Source organism: uncultured Roseobacter sp. (genome assembly GCF_947496515.1).
Lineage (GTDB): Bacteria > Pseudomonadota > Alphaproteobacteria > Rhodobacterales > Rhodobacteraceae > Roseobacter.
This window is the reverse complement of the sequence record NZ_CANMDB010000001.1, coordinates 513,926-530,869: the sequence shown is the minus strand read 5'-3', so window position 1 is coordinate 530,869 and position 16,944 is coordinate 513,926. Positions and strand designations below refer to the sequence as shown.

General features: G+C 63.6%; 20 protein-coding genes. 11 read left to right on the top strand and 9 right to left on the bottom strand.

Translation table 11 applies throughout. The annotated features are described in order from the left end of the window. Positions 1-5: 5 nt before the first annotated feature. Genes Q1A53_RS02655 through Q1A53_RS02645 form a run of 3 tightly spaced genes read left to right on the top strand, consistent with a single transcriptional unit; the run spans position 6 to position 2,046 of the window. A complete protein-coding gene (locus Q1A53_RS02655) occupies positions 6-452 on the top strand; it encodes an RbsD/FucU domain-containing protein (protein WP_299962635.1) in 447 nt (148 codons plus the stop codon). 3 nt (positions 453-455) lie between these two features. Beyond that, entirely contained in the window at positions 456-1,370 is a 915-nt protein-coding gene (gene rbsK, locus Q1A53_RS02650) for a ribokinase (protein WP_299962633.1), read from the top strand. A 10-nt stretch (positions 1,371-1,380) separates the two neighbouring features. Continuing rightward, positions 1,381-2,046 carry a D-lyxose/D-mannose family sugar isomerase gene (locus Q1A53_RS02645; protein WP_299962631.1) on the top strand — a complete coding sequence of 222 codons (666 nt, stop codon included), beginning with the start codon at positions 1,381-1,383 and terminating at the stop codon, positions 2,044-2,046. A gap of 118 nt (positions 2,047-2,164) precedes the next feature. Here Q1A53_RS02645 and modC read toward each other — a convergent pair whose 3' ends face one another. The 7 genes from modC to Q1A53_RS02610 all read right to left on the bottom strand — a co-directional run bounded on the left by modC (position 2,165) and on the right by Q1A53_RS02610 (position 8,815). Continuing rightward, positions 2,165-3,283, bottom strand: a complete 1,119-nt coding sequence (modC, locus tag Q1A53_RS02640) for a molybdenum ABC transporter ATP-binding protein (protein WP_299962629.1) — start codon at positions 3,281-3,283, stop codon at positions 2,165-2,167. Further along, positions 3,280-3,975, bottom strand: a complete 696-nt coding sequence (modB, locus tag Q1A53_RS02635; RefSeq protein WP_299962627.1) for a molybdate ABC transporter permease subunit — start codon at positions 3,973-3,975, stop codon at positions 3,280-3,282. Before modB ends, modC begins: the two co-directional genes overlap by 4 nt. Beyond that, complete coding sequence (gene modA, locus Q1A53_RS02630) at positions 3,972-4,781, bottom strand: molybdate ABC transporter substrate-binding protein (RefSeq protein WP_299962625.1); 810 nt, start codon at positions 4,779-4,781, stop codon at positions 3,972-3,974. Before modA ends, modB begins: the two co-directional genes overlap by 4 nt. A 100-nt stretch (positions 4,782-4,881) precedes the next feature. Further along, complete coding sequence (gene arsJ, locus Q1A53_RS02625; protein ID WP_299962622.1) at positions 4,882-6,144, bottom strand: organoarsenical effux MFS transporter ArsJ; 1,263 nt, start codon at positions 6,142-6,144, stop codon at positions 4,882-4,884. Then, entirely contained in the window at positions 6,141-7,139 is a 999-nt protein-coding gene (locus Q1A53_RS02620) for an ArsJ-associated glyceraldehyde-3-phosphate dehydrogenase (protein ID WP_299962619.1), read from the bottom strand. The genes arsJ and Q1A53_RS02620 overlap by 4 nt, the downstream gene beginning before the upstream one ends. Beyond that, positions 7,136-7,978, bottom strand: coding sequence for a helix-turn-helix domain-containing protein (locus Q1A53_RS02615; protein WP_299962617.1), 843 nt, complete (start codon positions 7,976-7,978; stop codon positions 7,136-7,138). The genes Q1A53_RS02620 and Q1A53_RS02615 overlap by 4 nt, the downstream gene beginning before the upstream one ends. Before the next feature lie 48 nt (positions 7,979-8,026). Continuing rightward, positions 8,027-8,815, bottom strand: a complete 789-nt coding sequence (locus Q1A53_RS02610) for a nitroreductase family protein (RefSeq protein ID WP_299962615.1) — start codon at positions 8,813-8,815, stop codon at positions 8,027-8,029. 118 nt (positions 8,816-8,933) lie between these two features. Between Q1A53_RS02610 and Q1A53_RS02605 the strand changes: the two genes are divergently transcribed. Genes Q1A53_RS02605 through Q1A53_RS02575 form a run of 7 tightly spaced genes read left to right on the top strand, consistent with a single transcriptional unit; the run spans position 8,934 to position 14,084 of the window. Further along, complete coding sequence (locus Q1A53_RS02605; protein WP_299962613.1) at positions 8,934-9,665, top strand: 2Fe-2S iron-sulfur cluster-binding protein; 732 nt, start codon at positions 8,934-8,936, stop codon at positions 9,663-9,665. Further along, the gene (locus Q1A53_RS02600) at positions 9,665-10,009 is read left to right on the top strand and encodes a succinate dehydrogenase (protein WP_299962611.1); all 345 of its coding nucleotides are present in this window, start codon (positions 9,665-9,667) and stop codon (positions 10,007-10,009) included. The genes Q1A53_RS02605 and Q1A53_RS02600 overlap by 1 nt, the downstream gene beginning before the upstream one ends. Further along, positions 9,988-10,344 carry a succinate dehydrogenase, cytochrome b556 subunit gene (sdhC, locus tag Q1A53_RS02595; protein WP_299962609.1) on the top strand — a complete coding sequence of 119 codons (357 nt, stop codon included), beginning with the start codon at positions 9,988-9,990 and terminating at the stop codon, positions 10,342-10,344. Before Q1A53_RS02600 ends, sdhC begins: the two co-directional genes overlap by 22 nt. Further along, positions 10,344-12,095, top strand: a complete 1,752-nt coding sequence (locus Q1A53_RS02590) for an FAD-binding protein (protein WP_299962607.1) — start codon at positions 10,344-10,346, stop codon at positions 12,093-12,095. The genes sdhC and Q1A53_RS02590 overlap by 1 nt, the downstream gene beginning before the upstream one ends. An 8-nt stretch (positions 12,096-12,103) precedes the next feature. Continuing rightward, complete coding sequence (locus Q1A53_RS02585; RefSeq protein ID WP_299962606.1) at positions 12,104-12,466, top strand: hypothetical protein; 363 nt, start codon at positions 12,104-12,106, stop codon at positions 12,464-12,466. Then, the gene (locus Q1A53_RS02580; RefSeq protein ID WP_299962604.1) at positions 12,463-13,419 is read left to right on the top strand and encodes a fumarate hydratase; all 957 of its coding nucleotides are present in this window, start codon (positions 12,463-12,465) and stop codon (positions 13,417-13,419) included. Before Q1A53_RS02585 ends, Q1A53_RS02580 begins: the two co-directional genes overlap by 4 nt. Continuing rightward, the gene (locus tag Q1A53_RS02575; RefSeq protein ID WP_299962601.1) at positions 13,416-14,084 is read left to right on the top strand and encodes a fumarate hydratase C-terminal domain-containing protein; all 669 of its coding nucleotides are present in this window, start codon (positions 13,416-13,418) and stop codon (positions 14,082-14,084) included. Before Q1A53_RS02580 ends, Q1A53_RS02575 begins: the two co-directional genes overlap by 4 nt. 50 nt (positions 14,085-14,134) lie before the next feature. On the opposite strand, the gene Q1A53_RS02570 is transcribed toward Q1A53_RS02575, so the two are convergent. Next, positions 14,135-14,875, bottom strand: coding sequence for a sulfite exporter TauE/SafE family protein (locus Q1A53_RS02570; RefSeq protein WP_299962600.1), 741 nt, complete (start codon positions 14,873-14,875; stop codon positions 14,135-14,137). Next, the gene (locus Q1A53_RS02565; RefSeq protein ID WP_299962598.1) at positions 14,872-15,780 is read right to left on the bottom strand and encodes a LysR family transcriptional regulator; all 909 of its coding nucleotides are present in this window, start codon (positions 15,778-15,780) and stop codon (positions 14,872-14,874) included. The genes Q1A53_RS02570 and Q1A53_RS02565 overlap by 4 nt, the downstream gene beginning before the upstream one ends. A gap of 150 nt (positions 15,781-15,930) precedes the next feature. On the opposite strand from Q1A53_RS02565, the gene Q1A53_RS02560 reads away from it, so the two are divergent. After that, positions 15,931-16,905: a tripartite tricarboxylate transporter substrate binding protein gene (locus tag Q1A53_RS02560; RefSeq protein WP_299962596.1), complete on the top strand. Its 975-nt coding sequence runs from the start codon at positions 15,931-15,933 to the stop codon at positions 16,903-16,905. The last annotated feature ends 39 nt before the right edge of the window (positions 16,906-16,944 follow it).

Genomic DNA, 16,944 nt, shown 5'->3' with positions numbered 1-16,944 from the left:
CGACAATGCTTAAGGGACTGGACCCGATCCTGAATGCCGATGTGCTGTACGCGCTGCGTGCCATGGGACATGGGGACGATCTGATCATCTCCGACACGAATTTTCCGGCCGATAGCATTGCGCGACAGACTACGCTGGGCCGCGTTCTCCGGATCGACCGTCCTGCGGCGGACGTCCTCCGTGCAGTGCTGTCGGTCTATCCTATTGATACCTTTGTCGATGACGCAGCTGGCCGTATGGAAGTGGTAGGCGAGCCCGACACGCTGCTGCCCGTCATGGAAGAAGCGCAGGCGGAGATCACGGCTGTGGACGGCCCGCTGCTGCTGGGGATTGAGCGCTATGCCTTTTATGAGCGCGCCAAACAGGCCTACGCGGTGATTCAGACCGGCGAGCGGCGCTTTTACGGTTGTTTTGCGTTGCGCAAGGGTGTGATCCCGCCCGAGGAGGGCTGAGTTATGGGCAAGGTCGTGATCCTGGGCGTCTTTGTCGCCGATACCTCTTATCGCGCTGACCGGATGCCGCGGATGGGCGAAACCATTCTGGGCAACAGCTTTGCGCTCGGACCCGGGGGCAAGGGCTCCAATCAGGCTGTGGCCTGCGCACGCGTCGGGGCCGAGACCCATATGATCTCCAAGCTGGGGCAGGATGATTTCGGCAAGCTCGCATTGGAGACCTGGGCCGAGGCGGGGGTCACCCCGCATGTGGATGAGGTGGCCGACAGTTATACGGGTGCGGCCTACATCTTTGTTGAGGAAGCGACTGGCGACAACGCGATCATCATTGCCCCGGGTGCTGCCGCGTTGATCGAGCCTGCGGACATCGAGGCGCGGGCCGATCTGATCGGCAGTGGCGACGTCTTTGTGACACAGTTGGAACAGCCCATGCCCGCCGCGTTATGCGGGCTGAAGGTCGCGCGGGAGGCGGGGGTAACCACGATCCTGAACCCGGCCCCCGCTGCCGAGCTGCCAGAGGGGATGTTGGCCTTGTGCGATTACGTCACACCCAACGAGACCGAGTGCGAAGCGCTGACCGGTGTCAAGGTGGAAAGCGAGGCGGATGCCGCGCGGGCGGCGGAGGCGCTCGGTGCCCTGGGCGTGAAAACCCCGATCATCACCATGGGCGCCCGTGGTGTCTACCTGTACGGGCATGGGCTGGTGCCGGCCATGACCGCGGGCGAGGTGGTTGAAACGACGGGCGCCGGTGATGCCTTCAACGGTGGCTTTGCCGCAGCACTGGCCGAAGGCTGCGATGCGCTGCGCGCGGTTCAGATCGGCTGCGCAACCGCGGGGGTGTCGGTGACGCGGGCGGGGACGGCACCTTCCATGCCTACACGCGCCGAGGTCGACGCGTTGCTGGCCGCGCAGACGTGAGGGAGGGATCATGAAACGCTCGCGTATCAACGAGATTCTGGCCGAAGGCGATGCCTTCATCCGCAGTTTCGGGCAGATCCTGCCGCCCTTCGCCTATTGGTCCGCCGACGAGATGCGCAGCGATGTGGCAAGGCCCCTGCGTGACCGCGGCCTTGGTTGGGACATTACCGACTACGGGCAGGGCCGCTTTGACGAACTGGGGCTCTTTCTCTTCACCACACGCAACGGGCGGGCGGAGGATCTCGATCAGGGGCGTGGCATGCTCTACGCGGAGAAGATCATGATCACACGGCAAGATCAGCTGTCGCCCATGCACCGCCATGTGATCAAGGCAGAGGACATCATCAACCGGGGCGGGGGCGATCTGATCATCGAGCTGTTTGCGCCGGATGCCGAGGGTGGCATCGACCGTACGGCAGCGGTGGAAGTGCCTTGCGACGGTATCCTGCGCAGGTTCGAGGCAGGGGCCCGGCTCCGGCTCGCGCCGGGCGAAAGCGTGACCCTCATGCCGGGGATCTGGCATGCCTTCTGGGCGGAGAAGGGCGATTGCCTTGTGGGCGAGGTTTCGACGGTCAACGATGATCACACGGACAATGTGTTCGAGATGCCAATCGGCCGGTTTTCCGATGTCGAAGAGGATGCCGCACCGACGCATTTGCTGGTGTCCGACTACTAGAAAATGCGCATTGTGCTGAGCGCAACGCTCGCCGTGGGCGCTGGCAAGGGCCTTCGAAGGCCCTTCGTTGCGGGACCCGACGGGCGAGCGCGGAACCGTGGTCGCTGTTTGCGAGGGTTTATGGCGCCCGTGATGTGCCTGCTGTCGGAGTGTGCCCGTCTCCGATGGCATCGGGGGCGACAGATACGGCTTTGAGAACGGCGAAGATCTGTGCGCCGGGGATCAGCTGCATTGCCATCGCCGACCGCCGCGTGATCCGCGCCAGCAGCCGGGCCTTGCCAAAGCCGAGCTGCACCATGACACCGGGTCCGTCTCCCTGTCGCAGCGCCTGCACTGTCACCGGCAGCACGTTCAGCGCAGAGATCCCCTGCGGCTCTTGCGTGGCAAGCATCACGTCCTGGGCCGCGATCCAGACCCGCAAGGGGCTGCCTTCAGGCTGGGGCACTCTGGGCAGCAGCAGGACCGCGCCTTCGGCGCGCAGTGAACTGAGCCCATCTGCGTGATGCGCGCCTACCACCGCTTCGATCATTGCACCCGCGGCCCGCACCCCCAACGGTGTTGCGCCCGGATCGCCCAGCACTTCTGCTGCGGCACCTTGGCGGATGACGCGACCCGCCTCCAGCGTGATCACGGTCGTGGCCAGTCGTGCGACCTCTGCCGCTGCGTGGCTGACGTAGAGGATTGGCACCGCCACCTCGTCGCGTAGCCGCTCAAAGTAAGGCAGGATTTCAGCCTTTCGCGCATCATCAAGGGCAGCGAGAGGCTCATCGGCAAGGATGATCTGCGGATCAGATAGCAACGCGCGCCCGATGGCCACGCGCTGCGTTTCGCCCCCCGACAGCCCCGCGGGTCGGCGTGTCAGCAAATGCCCGATCCCGAGCATTTCCACGATCCGGTCCAGCGGTGCCGCGTCGCTGCCACGCGGGGCGAACCAGCGGCCGTAGAGCAGGTTCTGCCGCACTGTCATATGTGGAAAGAGCCGCGCATCCTGAAAGACATAGCCCACACGCCGCCGGGCTGAGGGGACGCAGACACCAGCCCCGCTGTCAAACAGCACGGTACCATCACAGACGATCCGCCCTGCATGGGGTCGGATGAGCCCCGCTACGGCGTTGACGATGGTGGTTTTACCCGCACCAGAACGGCCAAAGAGCACGGTGACACCGGCGGGCGCCTCGAACTCCACGTCGAGTGCGAAGCCTGGCAATTGGTGCTGGAGGCGAACGGTTACGCTCATGCGCCGCGCAGCCTGTGGGCGGCACGCCTGGCCAGCCACTCCGACAGGATGAGCGCGCCCATGGCGACGCAGATCGATACGATCACCAACCGCCAGGCCGAGGCCTCGCCACCTGGGACCTGCAGAAAGGCATAGATGGCTGATGGCACCGTCTGGGTCTGGCCGGGGATATTGGAGACAAAGGTGATGGTCGCGCCGAACTCACCCATGGCCTTGGCGAAGGCAAGGATAGCTCCTGCGATGATGCCCGGCAGGGCCATCGGCAGTGTGATGGTGACAAAGATCCAAGCCCGCGAGGCCCCCAATGTCGCGGCAGCAGCCTCCAGCCGCGGATCCACCGCCTCGATGGACAGCCGAATGGCGCGGACCATCAGCGGGAAGGCCATGACGGCAGCAGCGAGTGCCGCGCCGGTCCAGTGGAAAGCCACTGGCATGCCGACGCGGTCGAGCAGCGCGCCCACCGGTCCTTGTGTGCCGAAGGCACGCAAAAGCAGGTAGCCGGTGACCACGGGTGGCAGGATCAGCGGAAGGTGCACGAGCCCGTTGAGGACCTGTTTGCCCGGAAAGTCACGCCGGGCCAGCACATGCGCGACCCACAGTGCCAGCGGTAGCGACAGAACCGTGGCCCAGAAAGCCACCTTGAGCGATAGCGCCACGGCGCGCCACTCCTCCGGGCCGAGCCAGTCTGTCACGGTCGCGTCTCTGGCCGTATGAAGCCGTTTTCCCTCAGCACCCGTTGGGCCGTCGTGCTCCGCAGCTCCATCAGGAAGGCCATTGCCATGTCAGAGCGGCTGCGCTTGGTCAGAGCGGCGGGGTAACGGATGGGCGGATGGCTGTCTTCGGGAAAGAGCCCCAGCAGGCTGACCCGCGGTTCCGCCTGCGCGTCCGAGGCATAGACGATGCCAAAGGGCGCCTCGCCTGCGGCGACCAGGGCGAGGCTCGCGCGGACGTTGTCGGTTTGCACCACCTGCGGCGCAAGCGCGTCCCAAAGGCCCAGATGCGCGAGCGCGGCCTTGCCGTAAATGCCCGCAGGCACCGCCTCGACCAGTGCCATGGCAATGCGGTCATGTGCCAGTCGCGCGCGGAGACTGGCTGCGTCAAAATCGGCAGGCGGCTGTCCCGCGCCATGGGCAATCAGCGCCATGCGGTTGCTGGTGAGATCCCCGCGACTGGTCGGGTCGATGGCGCCTTGCTCAGCCAGCCAGTCCATCCAGTCGGCGCTGGCGGTGATGATCACATCCGCCGGTGCGCCTTGTGCAACCTGACGGGCCAGCACTGAGCTGCCTGCATAGGAAAGCGTGACGGTGGTGCCTGTCTGGTCCGTGAACCCCGCTGCAATCTCGTCCAGCGCGTTCTTGAGACTGGCGGCGGCAAAGACGGTCAGTGTCTCGGCGCGCGAGGCTGTGGTGGTGACAAACGCCAGGCACAGCGTTGCCACCAATGCCAGCGCGGTGGTGCGACGCGGAACGGATCTGGCGGAGGGGCGGAGGCGGCTCATGGCGTCACATTCGGTCAGCGCGGCGATGGTTGCAAGAGGCGCGGGCAAGGGCCTTGCAAGGCCCTTCGCGGCGGCACCCGGTACGCTCTCCTGCCAGCGGTCAGACTGTTGCTGTCGTCTTGCCCGTCCGTAGCTGCATTGCACCGAATGTGTTGAGCGCCAGAAGGGCTGCGGCCACGGCCAGACACAAGGGCAGACCACCAATCTGATAGCTGGCCCCCGAAAGCACGGTCCCCATCAGGCGCCCTGTCGCGTTGGCCATATAGTAAAACCCTACATCCATCGTGACCCGTTCAGGATCGGTGAAGGACAGAATGAGGTAGGAGTGCAGCGCCGAGTTCACCGCAAAGAGCGCGCCAAAGAGCAACAGCCCGCCGACAAGTATCGCCGTCAACCATGGCTCGGGCTCTGGCGTCGCCCATACCAGCCCGGCCAGCACCGCTGGCACGATGATCAGCACTGCGCCCCAGTGACGCGCGTCCCCGACGATCAGCGACGGGTCCCGCTTACGTGCGCGCAGCAACCGCGGGGCGCTCGCCTGCACGGCACCGTAGAGGATGATCCAGACCGCCATAAAACTACCGATGGTCAAGAAAGCGGCGCGGTTGCCCTCTACCGTGCCGTCGGAAAGTACGGCGTAGAAATAGATCGGGATGCCCACCACGAACCACACGTCGCGTGCTGCAAAAAGAAACACCCGCGCAAAGCTCAGCCAGTTGACGTCAGGGTTCTTGGAGAAGACCTCGCGGAACTTCGCACCCTTGCGCCCCGAGGGCAGCCCGCTCGGCATCTTAAGCACGACTGCCGTGAAGATGAGAGCGAGCACCGCCGCCATCCCCAGTACGGCCCCCTTCAGCCCTACGAGACCCAGCAGCACCGCGCCCAACAGGAACCCAAGCCCTTTCACCGCGTTCTTGGATCCGGTCAGCACCGCCACCCACCGAAAAAGCCCGCCCTGTTCCACGGGGGCCAGCACCTTCACCGCGGATTTCGCACTCATCTTTGACAGGTCCTTGGCCACGCCCGAGACGCCCTGCACTGACATGACGAAGACAACAGACGCGGTCATGGTCCATGCAGGGTCAAGCTGCGCCAGCGCCAGAAGGGCCCCTACTTGCAGCGCAAGACCGGCATAGAGCGTCGATGTCAGCCCAAAGCGTGCCGCGATCCAGCCCGCGCTGAGGTTGGTGATGATCCCGGCGATCTCGTAGAGGACGAAGAGATAGGCGAGCTGTACCGGGCTGAAGCCCAGCGTGTGGAAATGCAGCAGGACCAGCATCCGCAGCGCACCATCGGTCAGCATGAAGGCCCAATAGGCCGCCGTCACCGCCACATAGGCTGCGGTTGGGTTGGGCGCGCTCACAGGCTCTCGCCGACCATCAGCGCGACATCGACCAACCGGTTCGCATAGCCCCACTCGTTATCATACCAGACATAGACCTTTAGCTGCGTGCCGTTCACGACCATCGTGGACGGCCCATCAACGATGCCCGAGCGCGGGTCATTGGTGTAATCCGTGCTGACCAGAGGCCGGGTCTCGTAGCCCAGAATGCCATTGAGCGGACCTTCGGCAGCCGCCTTGAAGAGCGCATTCACCTCCTCTGCGGTCGTCTCACGCGCCAGCTCGAACACACAGTCGGTCAGTGACGCATTGAGCAGCGGCACCCGCACCGCGTGGCCGTTGAGCCTCCCCTTGAGCTCCGGATAGATCAGCGTGATCGCCGTTGCGCTACCGGTCGTCGTGGGGATCAGCGAATTCAGTGCCGAACGCGCGCGGCGCAGGTCCTTGGCGGGTCGGTCGACGATGGTCTGCGTGTTCGTCACATCATGGATCGTGGTGATCGAGCCGTGTTTAATCCCGAGGTTTTCGTGCACGACCTTGACGACAGGCGCGATGCAATTGGTCGTGCAGCTCGCCGCTGTCACGATCCGGTGTTCGGTCGGAACATACGCGTCATTGTTGACGCCGTAGACCACATTTGCGGTAGGGCCGTCCTTTACGGGCGCGGAGACGACAACCTTTTTCACGCCAGCGGCAAAGTAGGGTGCCAGTGCGGCCTCGGTCTTGAAAACGCCGGTACAGTCGATCACCACATCGACCCCTTCCAGCGGCAGCTTGGCGGGGTCCCGCTCTGCGTGCACTGGCAAGCGTATGTCATCGATGCGCACACTGCTGTGATCCGCGCTGAAGCTCGCAGGCCACCGACCGTGCACGGTGTCGAACTCCAGCAGATGGGCGTGCATGGCGGGATCACCCACCGCATCGTTGAGCCAGGCGATCTGCGTCCCCCGCTCCAGAAGAGGCCGTAGGGCCAGCTTGCCGATGCGGCCGAGGCCGTTGAGCGCGTAGGTGGTCATGCAGAGGTTCCTTCAAGGTCTGAGGCGCCGATCCCGTCCACGGCGGATTGCAGCGCGATACGGTCGTGGGTGTCGATGGGCAGCGCGGCGAAAGCCTCGATCCGGTTGCGCAGCGCGCCGTAGGCTTGCTGAAATGCGAGCCGCCTCTCGGCCAAAGTGCCAGTTGCCTTGGCCGGGTCGGGCACGCCCCAGTGGCCGCTGATGGGCTGACCGTCCCAGGCGGGGCAGTCTTCGTTGGCGGCGCGGTCACAGACGGTAAAGACGAAATCCATGCAGGGCGCGTCAGATCCCTGGTATTCCGCGATATGCTTGGCGCGTAACGAGGACGTGTCATGGCCCTTGGCCTCCAGCATCTCCAGGGCCAGCGGATTCAGCGTCGATGCGGGATGAGTTCCGGCGGAAAACACCTTGAATCGGCCCGGATCCAGATCCCGAAGGATGCTTTCCGCAAAAATCGAGCGGGCTGAATTGCCTGTGCAGATGAAGAGAACGTTCCGGGGCGGGCGCGGCATGCAGTCGTCTCCTGTCATTGGAATGACGCCGGGGCAGAGATCAGGACGACCCCGGCAACAATCGGTGAAGAGAAACTCGATCAGCGTGCCCGCCGCCGCCGGTTGCGCCCGGTACCGCAGTGAAGTGCCCTGCCGGTGCCGGGTGATCAGTGCCGCGTCGCAAAGCGCCGAGAGGTAGACGGAGGCGGTGGACGACTTGAGATCGAGGATCACGGCGATCTCGCCCGCCGGCACCGCGTCAGGGTAGCGGCGCATCAGCAATCGAAAAACCGCCAGCCGGTGAGGGTGGCTGAGCAGAGAAAGCCGGTCGAGAATCATTTCTTCCATATTTCATGAATATCGGAAATATGGCGCAGTGCAATGACGATCTCTGCTCTATTCCAGATGAAAGCCGATTTTGCGCATGATCTTTCCGAAATCCATGCGCTGCGGCTCGGCGTACATCCGGGCCTTGGCCTCGGACCACCCCGGTCCGGGCTGTCCGGCGCGGCGGCGGTCGTCGTAGGCCTCGACCTGATCGCGCGTGATATCGACAAAGCGGTCGCGGTGGATGGTCGCCGCGCCGGAGAGCCGCGGGCTGATGTCGCCGGTCTCAGCGGGCCAGCCAACGCCGAGCCCTGCGACAGGAAAGACGTGATCCGGCAGGTCAAGCAGGTCCGTGACCGGTTCGAGATGGTTGCGAATGGTGCTGATGGGGCAGCACCCGAGCCCCGCGGCCTCCGCCGCCGCGATGAAAAAGGCCAACGCGATGCCCGCGTCGACACTGGCATTGAAGAACGCATCCAGATGATCGTTCGGGAAAGGCTGATCGTGCCAGGATTGGATCTGACGCTGGCGGCGGTTGTTGGCGAGCACCACGATCATCGCAGGGGCATCAGCGATCCACGACTGTGCGTGCAGCAGCGCCTTAAGCTCGGCCATCACGCCCGGGTCGGTCACGATCAGGAAATCCCGTTGCTGCAGATCGCTCTTGGAGGGGGCCGCCAGTGCCACCGCGCAAAGCGCCTCCAGCAACTGCGGGTCGATCGCGGCATCCGTGAACTGCCGACAGGAGGCGCGGCCCGCAATACGCTGTAGCGCGTCGTTCTGCGCCAGAGCAGCGGGTACCTCAAGTCCCTCGCCGAACCGTTCCTCTAGCAGGGTTTGCAGGTCAGGCCGGGCCATTGGGTCCGCGCGCCTTTTGATAAGCTGAGCTTACAGAAAACATAAGGACATATTCCTTCTCGTTAGCTTCTCTAGCAGTTATATCACGACGCAGCCGCCACCCGCCACAGGAAGCACCGTGCCCGAGCCTCTCGATGATCTGGACGTCTCTGTCTGGCGCGGTACGGCATCGGGTGGCGCGTATCAGAGCTTTGTCGTTCCTACGATGGAAAGCCAGACGATCCTTGATGTGGTATCCTGGATCCAGCAATACGCAGATCCGACACTGACCTATCGGTTTGCCTGCCGCGTGGGCATGTGCGGATCCTGTGCGATGATGGTGAACGGGCGGCCCCGGTGGACCTGCCGGACCCATGTGCGCAAGGTGCTCCAGGGGCGCAAGGTGCAGATCGGCCCCCTGCGCAACCTGCCGGTCATCAAGGATCTTGCCACGGATATGGATCCGTTCTTTGACAAATGGGTCGCGGCGGGCGGCGCGCACCGGCCCAGTGCCACGCGGCACGAGCCGATCCCGCCAGTTGATCCCGCCCAACCTGCTCGCGTCACCGCAAGCGCCGGGATCGAGTGCATCAACTGCGCGATCTGCTATGCGGGCTGCGACACGGTGACAGGCAATTCGGATTACCTCGGCCCCGCGGCGCTGCAACGAGCCTGGACGCTGCTCAACGACGCAAAACACGACGGTCGCGCGGCGATCTTTGATGCGGTATCAGGACACGGTGGGTGCCACAACTGCCACTCCATGGGCAGTTGCACCGCCTTCTGCCCCAACGACCTTGACCCCATGTCGGCCATCGCCGGGCTGAAGCGCGAAACGGCAAAGCGGTTCTGGCGCCGGGGGGGGAGCTGATGCTGGATCTGCGTCTCTATATGCTGCAGCGGATCACGGCCCTGGTCATGGCGCCGCTGACGCTGGGGCATATCGCAGTGATGATCTATGCGGTGCAGGGCGGCCTGACCGCGGCAGAGATACTCGGCCGCACGCAGGGGTCCGTCTTCTGGTTTCTGTTCTACGGCAGTTTCGTGATCGCGATCAGCGTGCACGCAGCCATCGGGTTGCGCGTGATCCTGCACGAGCTGGCGGGGCTGAAGGGTCTTGCACTCAGGCTGGTGACGGGCGCGATTGCGCTGGCTCTACTGGCGCTCGGAGGCCAGGCACTGATCGCCGTCACATGGCCGGGGAGCGGCGCGTGAGACCGGGGCGGGCGCATCCCCTGTGGCTCGCCTTTGTGCTGCACCGGGTCTCCGGTCTGGCGCTCGCGCTCTTTTTGCCGCTGCACTTCTGGGTGCTCTCCTACGCGCTGACCGCGCCGGACCAACTCGATGAATTCCTGCTCTTTGCCGAGCAACCGCTTGTGAAGTTTGCCGAATTCGGGCTGGTGTTTCTTCTTGCGGTCCATGCCTTTGGCGGCCTTCGGCTGATGGCACTGGAATGGCTGCCGTGGTCGGCGCCGCAAAAAACCCTCGCGGCGGGCGCGGTGGGGGCTGCTCTCTTTCTCTCCGGCACGTTCTTTCTGCAGGTGATCTGATGGATATTGACCGCCACGACACGGACATCCTGATCCTCGGCACCGGGGGGGCTGGGCTGTTTGCGGCGCTTCATGCGCAGCAATCCGCGCCCGAAGGCACCAGGATTACAATCGCGGTCAAAGGGCTGATCGGCAAATGCGGCTGCACGCGGATGGTGCAGGGGGGGTACAATGTTGCGCTCGGCGGCGGTGACACGGTCGAGCGGCACTTCATGGATACCATCGAGGGCGGCAAGTGGCTGCCCGATCAGGACATGGCCTGGCGGCTGTGCGAGCAGGCGGTCGTGCGCATCCGCGAGCTTGAGAACGAGATCGGCTGTTTCTTTGACCGAAACCCCGACGGCACACTCCACCAGAAAGCCTTTGCCGGGCAGACCGCCGATCGTACGGTGCACAAGGGCGATCTGACGGGCATTGAAATTATCAACCGGCTGATGGAGCAGGTGCTGAGCCGCCCCGTCGAAAAGCTGCAGGAACACCGGGCCATTGGCCTGATTCCCACCAAGGACGGCAGCGCGCTCGCAGGTGTGCTGATGATCGACATGCGTACGGGGCGGTTTCGGTTCGTGCGGGCCAAGACGGTGCTGATGGCCACGGGTGGTGGGCCGACCATGTACAAATACCACACACCCTCTGGCGACAAGAGCATGGACGGTCTGGCCATGGCGCTGCGGGCGGGTCTGCCCTTGCGCGATATGGAGATGGTCCAGTTCCACCCCACCGGCCTGCTCGCGGGCGCGCACAGCCGCATGACGGGCACAGTGCTGGAGGAGGGGCTGCGCGGCGCGGGCGGGCAGTTGCTGAACGGCGCGGGCCAACGCTTCATGTTCGACTACGACGCCAAGGGCGAGCGCGCGACCCGCGATGTGGTCAGCCGCGGCATCTACGCCGAGATGCGCAAGAGCAACGATCCGGCGCAGGTCGGCATGTTCATCTCCATGGCGCATCTGGGGCCCGACAATGTGCGCGCGAAATTCAAAGGCATGGTGAAACGCTGCGAGGACAGCGGGTTCGATCTCGCTGGTGGGCTGGTCGAGGTGGTGCCGACCGCGCACTACTTTATGGGCGGGGTGGTGGTGGATGTGGAGACCCGCACTGCACTGGAAGGGCTCTATGTTGCCGGAGAAGACGCAGGCGGCGCGCATGGCTCCAACCGGTTGGGTGGCAATGGTGTCGCGAATTCAACGGTTTACGGCGGTATTGCAGGGGATACCATGGCCCGCGATTTGCGTAACATGGGGGGGGTGCGCGATCCGGATGAAGACGCGCTGGCAGACGAACTCGCCCGCGCGCTCCATCCGCTGACCCGCCCGCCGGGGCTCGTTCAGCCCCTGCGTAACCGTTTGCAGGAGGCGATGTGGGAGGACGTGGGCGTCATGCGCACGGCGGAAGGTATGGAGCGCGGGCTGACCCGCATCGCTGAGATCCGGACCGAGATGATGGAGGTCGGCGTGGCAGCAGACAATCTGGCGTTCAACCTGACGTGGCACGACTGGCTGAACCTGGCGAGCCTTTGTGATGTCTCGAAAGTCATCGCGCAGGCCGGGCGCGCAAGGGAGAATTCCCGCGGAGCGCACTTCCGCGAAGACTTCCCGGAGGCCGGTACGATGGAGGCTTCCTACTTCACCGTCGCCCGACAGGACGGAGATAAGGTTAGCGTCACCCGCCAAGATGTTGATTTTTCAATCGTTCACCCGGGAAAGACTATCCTGCCCGAGGGCGAACCCGAAACGCTAGTAGCAGCGCAATGAGTAGCGAGGTGGACGTTCTCTCCGGCCTTGTACAGGCCCTGCCAATTTTGGGTCTAGTTTCGTTAATTACACTGCTTGTGAAGAATTGGCTGAACAGCAAGGAGCGACAAGCGGATCGCCTATACGGAGAAAAAAGAGAAGCATTCATTGGGTTGCTGAAGTCAATGGGAGATCATGTGGCAAGCGGAACCGAGGAAACACTAACCACATTTGCGTACTGGCGAATGAGGTGTGAAATAGTCTCCAGTCAGGCCACGCGTGAAGCCATCGCAAAAGCCATCGCAAAAAGAGTAGATGAAGGCCACAAACAGCCTGAAATAAATGAAATTATGCTTTCAGCGATCAGAAGAGAGTTAGGAATTGCATTGTGATCCCGCTTTCCCTCATCCAATCCACCGCCGAGACCCTCATGGACAAGGCGGCTATCGAGATCCCGCAGGATTATCTGGATGGGTTGAAGGCTGCGGCCAAGACCGAGGACGGTGATCTGTCTTCTTTCGTCCTTCAGGCGATGCTCGACAATTACGAGGCCGCCAAGGAGGATCGCCGCGCCATGTGCGGGGACACGGGCGTGCCGCGCTGGTTCGTCAAGCTGGGCAATGAGGCGCGCATCGAAGGCGGGTTCATCGCACTTGAGGCGGCGCTGCGCCGGGCCACGGCCAATGCCACCACCGGCGTGCCGCTGCGCCCCAACCGGGTGCATCCGCTCTGGCGCACGGATCACAACAATAACGTCGGGATCGGCGCGCCCGAAATCGAGTACGGGTTTGAGCCCGAGGGCGATTGGATCGACCTGATTACCGTGCACAAGGGCGGGCTCTTTGGCACCGACTACCGGATGCTCTTTCCCTCGGACGGGATCGCAGGGATCAAGCGGTTCTACCTCGACAGTCTGGTGGCCTTTGGTAAACGCGGGCTTGCCTGTCAGCCTGCGATCATCGGGATCGGACTGGGCGGGTCCAAAGACACCTGTATGGTGCTGGGCAAGCGCGCCTCGGTCCTGCGCACGGTGGGTAGTCGGAACCCGGACCCGAAGATCGCCGCGCTGGAGGATGAGTTCAAGGAGCTTGGCAATTCCATCGGTATGGGAGCGATGGGGTTTGTCGGCAAAAACATGGTGATAGACTGCAATATTGAAGTTGGGTATTGCCATACCGGTGGCATGCAGATGTCGGTCCACGCCTTTTGCCTCTCCTCACGCCGGGCGGTGGCACGGCTCTTCCCGGACGGCCGGGTGGAGCACCGCACGGACCCCGACTGGTTCACCCCCTACCAGCGGCGCGAGACGGTGGACTGGAAACCACAGCGGGAGGCGGCGGAATGAGCCTGCGCGAAGTCACACTGTCGACTACCCCCACAGCAGAGGCCATCGCCGATCTACGCCTCGGCGACATCGTCTATCTGGACGGGCTGATCTACACCGCGCGCGAAGGCGTCTATATGCGGGCGTTGGAGGAAAAGGCGAATATTCCCATGGAGTTGCCGTCCGAGAGTGCCGCGAATTTTCATTGCTCGCCTGCAGCGGTCATACGCGAGGATGGATCCTTCGATCTGGGGGCTGTGACGGCCACATCGAGCTTTCGCTTTACCAAATGGTTGTCCGAGTGGATGGAAAAGACCGGTGCAAAACTGATCATCGGCAAGGGGGGCATGTCGTCCAAGGATTACAAATCCTATTTCGTGCCCAACGGTGCGGTATTTCTGTCAACGGTAGGGTACGGGACGGGCGCGCTTCTGGGGCGTGGGGTGGAGAATGTCGAGGCGGTGCACTGGCACGAGGAATTGGGGATCGCGCAGGCCATGTGGGTGATCCGGGCGCGGCGCATGGGCCCCTTCATCGTGGCCTCCAACCTGCAGGGGGAGTGCCTTTTCGAGCGGGAGAATGCCAAGATCGCGGAAAACCTAGACCGGGTCTATGAGGGGACGCGGCCCGCAGTGATGAAGCGCTACGGCGAGACCGACGACCGCTCCGACGAGGTGATCGGCTGACGCGGCGCGGTGGAATGGCTTTGCAAAGCCATTGCCCGTCACGCTGCTACCTACAGCTCGCGGATCAACAGCACACAGCCTGACAGAAAACACACCGCAATCAACAGCCGTCGGAAGGCATCGTCTGAGAGATATTTGAAGACGGCAATTCCGACTTGCGCGGCGATCAGCGCGGTGGGCAAGGCCACGGCGATATGCACCATGGTTTGCGCGTGATAAGCGCCGTTCCAGGCCAGAACCACCGCCGTCAGCCCCAGCACCATGACGTTGAAAGGTTGCAGCACCGCCCGGGTCTCGTACTTTGGCCAGGCACGCATCGAGCACCACATGGTCGGCAGCGCGCCCGACAGCGATGCGGCCCCGCCCAGCAAACCCGCAGCGAAGCCGACGCCGCAGTCGATCACAGGTGTCGGCCGCTCGATCCGTGGCAGGGTCCGGCGGAGCGAGAAAAACCCGCCGTAGAGCAGCAGGAAAAAGGCGATCACCAGCTTCAGCACCGCAGGATCGAGGCTGCGCAGAGACGCGACACCCAACGGCACGCCGACCAGCGCGGGCAGCAAAAAACGCGCCAGCCGCCGCGGGTGCCGCGCCACTGAACCGCGTACGATCCACAGCCCCTGCAGCCCGCTGACCACCGAAATGACGACGGTGATGGCGACCGCCTCCAGCGCGGGCATGATCGTCAGGAAAAACCCCAGTGCGAAAAGCGCGGTGCCAAAACCGGCCAACCCGTTGATGAACCCGCCCGCGAGCGCGCCGATTACCAGATAGGTCAGATCGTGACCGCTCACGGTGCGGTGGCCGCGGCGCGCGGGCCAAAGGCACCAATCTCAACACAGTCACGACAGAGCTGGTGCAGCTTGCCCAGAACCGGACGCCGGGCCGTTTCTTCGGGGAAGGCCAGACCCAGCCGGCGCACCGGTGCATCCGGCCCCAGCGACAGACGTTTGAGCGGCAGCGGATGAGTGCTTTGCACCGCGCGGCGCGGTGCGATGGCGACGCCCAGATTGGCAAAGACCATGCTGGAGATGGCCTCCAGCCCATCCAGCTCCATCACCTCGTTGACGCGGATGCCCTTCTTTTGCAGCCAGCTTTCGATCATGTAGCCAACCACCGCATCGCGGTTGAACCGGATGAAAGGCGCGCTGGCCAGCAGCTCGAACGGATCATCGCTCGTCACCTCCCGTGCGGCGAGCAGTTGCAGCGGCTCTTCGGCGATCTCAAGAAACTGCAAACCGGCGGGCAACAGATCCGGGCGCGAGATGATGGCTGCATCCAGGTGTCCCCGCTCCAGTTGCGACACAAGTTGATTGCTGAGCCCGGGAAAGAGGCGCAGGCGGACGCGCGGGTAGGTCGCGACCAGCATCGACATGGCCGCGGGCACCATGGTCGTCAATGTCGTGGGCAGCGCCCCCAGTGCCACGTCACCGCTCAGCCCGCTTTCATCCAGCACGGAGGGCAGCATCTGATCGTAGGCGCGCACCACATCGCGCGCCTTGGCCACCAGCGCGCGGCCAAGGGGCGTCAGCTCAGGCGTGCGTTTGCTGCGATCAAAGAGCTGCACGCGCCACTTTTCCTCCAGCGCGCGCATTTGCTGGCTCACGGCGGCGTGGGTAACGTAGACCGCATCGGCGGCCGCGCTGAAGGTCTTGTGATCGTGCACGGCGATCAGCGTCCGAAGCGTTCGGATGGACATGCCGCGTGACCCTTTGCGTAGCTGAGCTTACTGAATGTGTAATTCATTCTTACTTCTATAAAGGATGTCTTAAGGTTACGACTTGTGCAAGCGCGCTGTCGCGACGGCCCGGAGAGGCCTAGCGTGCCCATACCAAACGGGAGGAAAACGATGACGTTGAAAACCATGGGTGCGGTCTGCGCCCTCAGTCTTGGCCTGGCCGGTGCTGCTTGGGCGGAATACCCGGAGCGGCCCATCAACATGGTCATCCCTTACGGCGCAGGCGGTGCAACCGATATCTCTGCGCGGACAATTTCGGAACCACTGGGCAAAGCGGTCGGCAAACCACTGGTGATGGCCAATGTCACCGGGGCAGGGGGGGCGACAGGATCCGTCGCGGTTCAGAACGCCAAGGAAGACGGCTATACCATGCTCTTTGCGCGCGTGGGCTCACATTCCGTCAATCCTGCGATGAAGGCCACGCTGCCCTACACGCTGGAAGATTTCCGCTTTGTCACCGTTTATGAGATCAACCCCTTTGCCTGTGTGGTCTCTGCCCGCTCCGACATTACCTCGATGGAGGCTTTGATCGAGCAGGCCAAGGGCGATGGCATCAGCTTTTCGTCCTCCGGCGTCGGATCGGGCCCGCATCTGGCGGCGGCGATGGTGCTGAATGCCTTCGGCGTGGAGGATGCCGCGAACGCGGCGACGCATATTCCGCAACAGGGTGGTGGCGCTGCTGCCACGGCGGTGCTGAACGGGACGGCTGATTTCCTTTGCACCAACAGCTCCGCGCTCGCGGGCTTTGTCAGCAACGGTCAGATGCGTGCGCTCATGGTCACCACGGCGGATCCGGTCGAGGGCTTTGACGCACCGACCTCCGTCGATCTGGGCCAGCCCGATCTGCAGCAGATGGTTGGCTGGACCGGCATCGCGGGTCCCGCGGGGCTGCCGGATGAGGTGGCGGCCAAATGGGGCGACTGGATGCAGAGTGCGGCGGCCGATGCGGAGTTCGTCGAAAAGATGGAATCGCGCGGCTCGATCATTCGGGTGATGTCCCCCGAAGAGGCCAATGACTTCATTCAGGGCCAGTACGAGACCTTTCGCAAGCTGGTAGATGATCTGGGCATGCGGATCGAAGGCTAAGACCGCGCGTCTGATCTAAGCCATGTCGCGCTCCGGCCT

Coding starts and splice junctions, on each gene's coding strand:
- Q1A53_RS02655 (WP_299962635.1), top strand. CDS start 6: ATGCTTAAGGGACTGGACCCGATCCTGAATGCCGATGTGCTGTACGCG.
- rbsK (WP_299962633.1), top strand. CDS start 456: ATGGGCAAGGTCGTGATCCTGGGCGTCTTTGTCGCCGATACCTCTTAT.
- Q1A53_RS02645 (WP_299962631.1), top strand. CDS start 1,381: ATGAAACGCTCGCGTATCAACGAGATTCTGGCCGAAGGCGATGCCTTC.
- modC (WP_299962629.1), bottom strand. CDS start 3,283: ATGAGCGTAACCGTTCGCCTCCAGCACCAATTGCCAGGCTTCGCACTC.
- modA (WP_299962625.1), bottom strand. CDS start 4,781: ATGAGCCGCCTCCGCCCCTCCGCCAGATCCGTTCCGCGTCGCACCACC.
- Q1A53_RS02620 (WP_299962619.1), bottom strand. CDS start 7,139: ATGACCACCTACGCGCTCAACGGCCTCGGCCGCATCGGCAAGCTGGCC.
- Q1A53_RS02615 (WP_299962617.1), bottom strand. CDS start 7,978: ATGGAAGAAATGATTCTCGACCGGCTTTCTCTGCTCAGCCACCCTCAC.
- Q1A53_RS02610 (WP_299962615.1), bottom strand. CDS start 8,815: ATGGCCCGGCCTGACCTGCAAACCCTGCTAGAGGAACGGTTCGGCGAG.
- Q1A53_RS02600 (WP_299962611.1), top strand. CDS start 9,665: ATGCTGGATCTGCGTCTCTATATGCTGCAGCGGATCACGGCCCTGGTC.
- sdhC (WP_299962609.1), top strand. CDS start 9,988: ATGGCCGGGGAGCGGCGCGTGAGACCGGGGCGGGCGCATCCCCTGTGG.
- Q1A53_RS02590 (WP_299962607.1), top strand. CDS start 10,344: ATGGATATTGACCGCCACGACACGGACATCCTGATCCTCGGCACCGGG.
- Q1A53_RS02575 (WP_299962601.1), top strand. CDS start 13,416: ATGAGCCTGCGCGAAGTCACACTGTCGACTACCCCCACAGCAGAGGCC.
- Q1A53_RS02565 (WP_299962598.1), bottom strand. CDS start 15,780: ATGTCCATCCGAACGCTTCGGACGCTGATCGCCGTGCACGATCACAAG.
- Q1A53_RS02560 (WP_299962596.1), top strand. CDS start 15,931: ATGACGTTGAAAACCATGGGTGCGGTCTGCGCCCTCAGTCTTGGCCTG.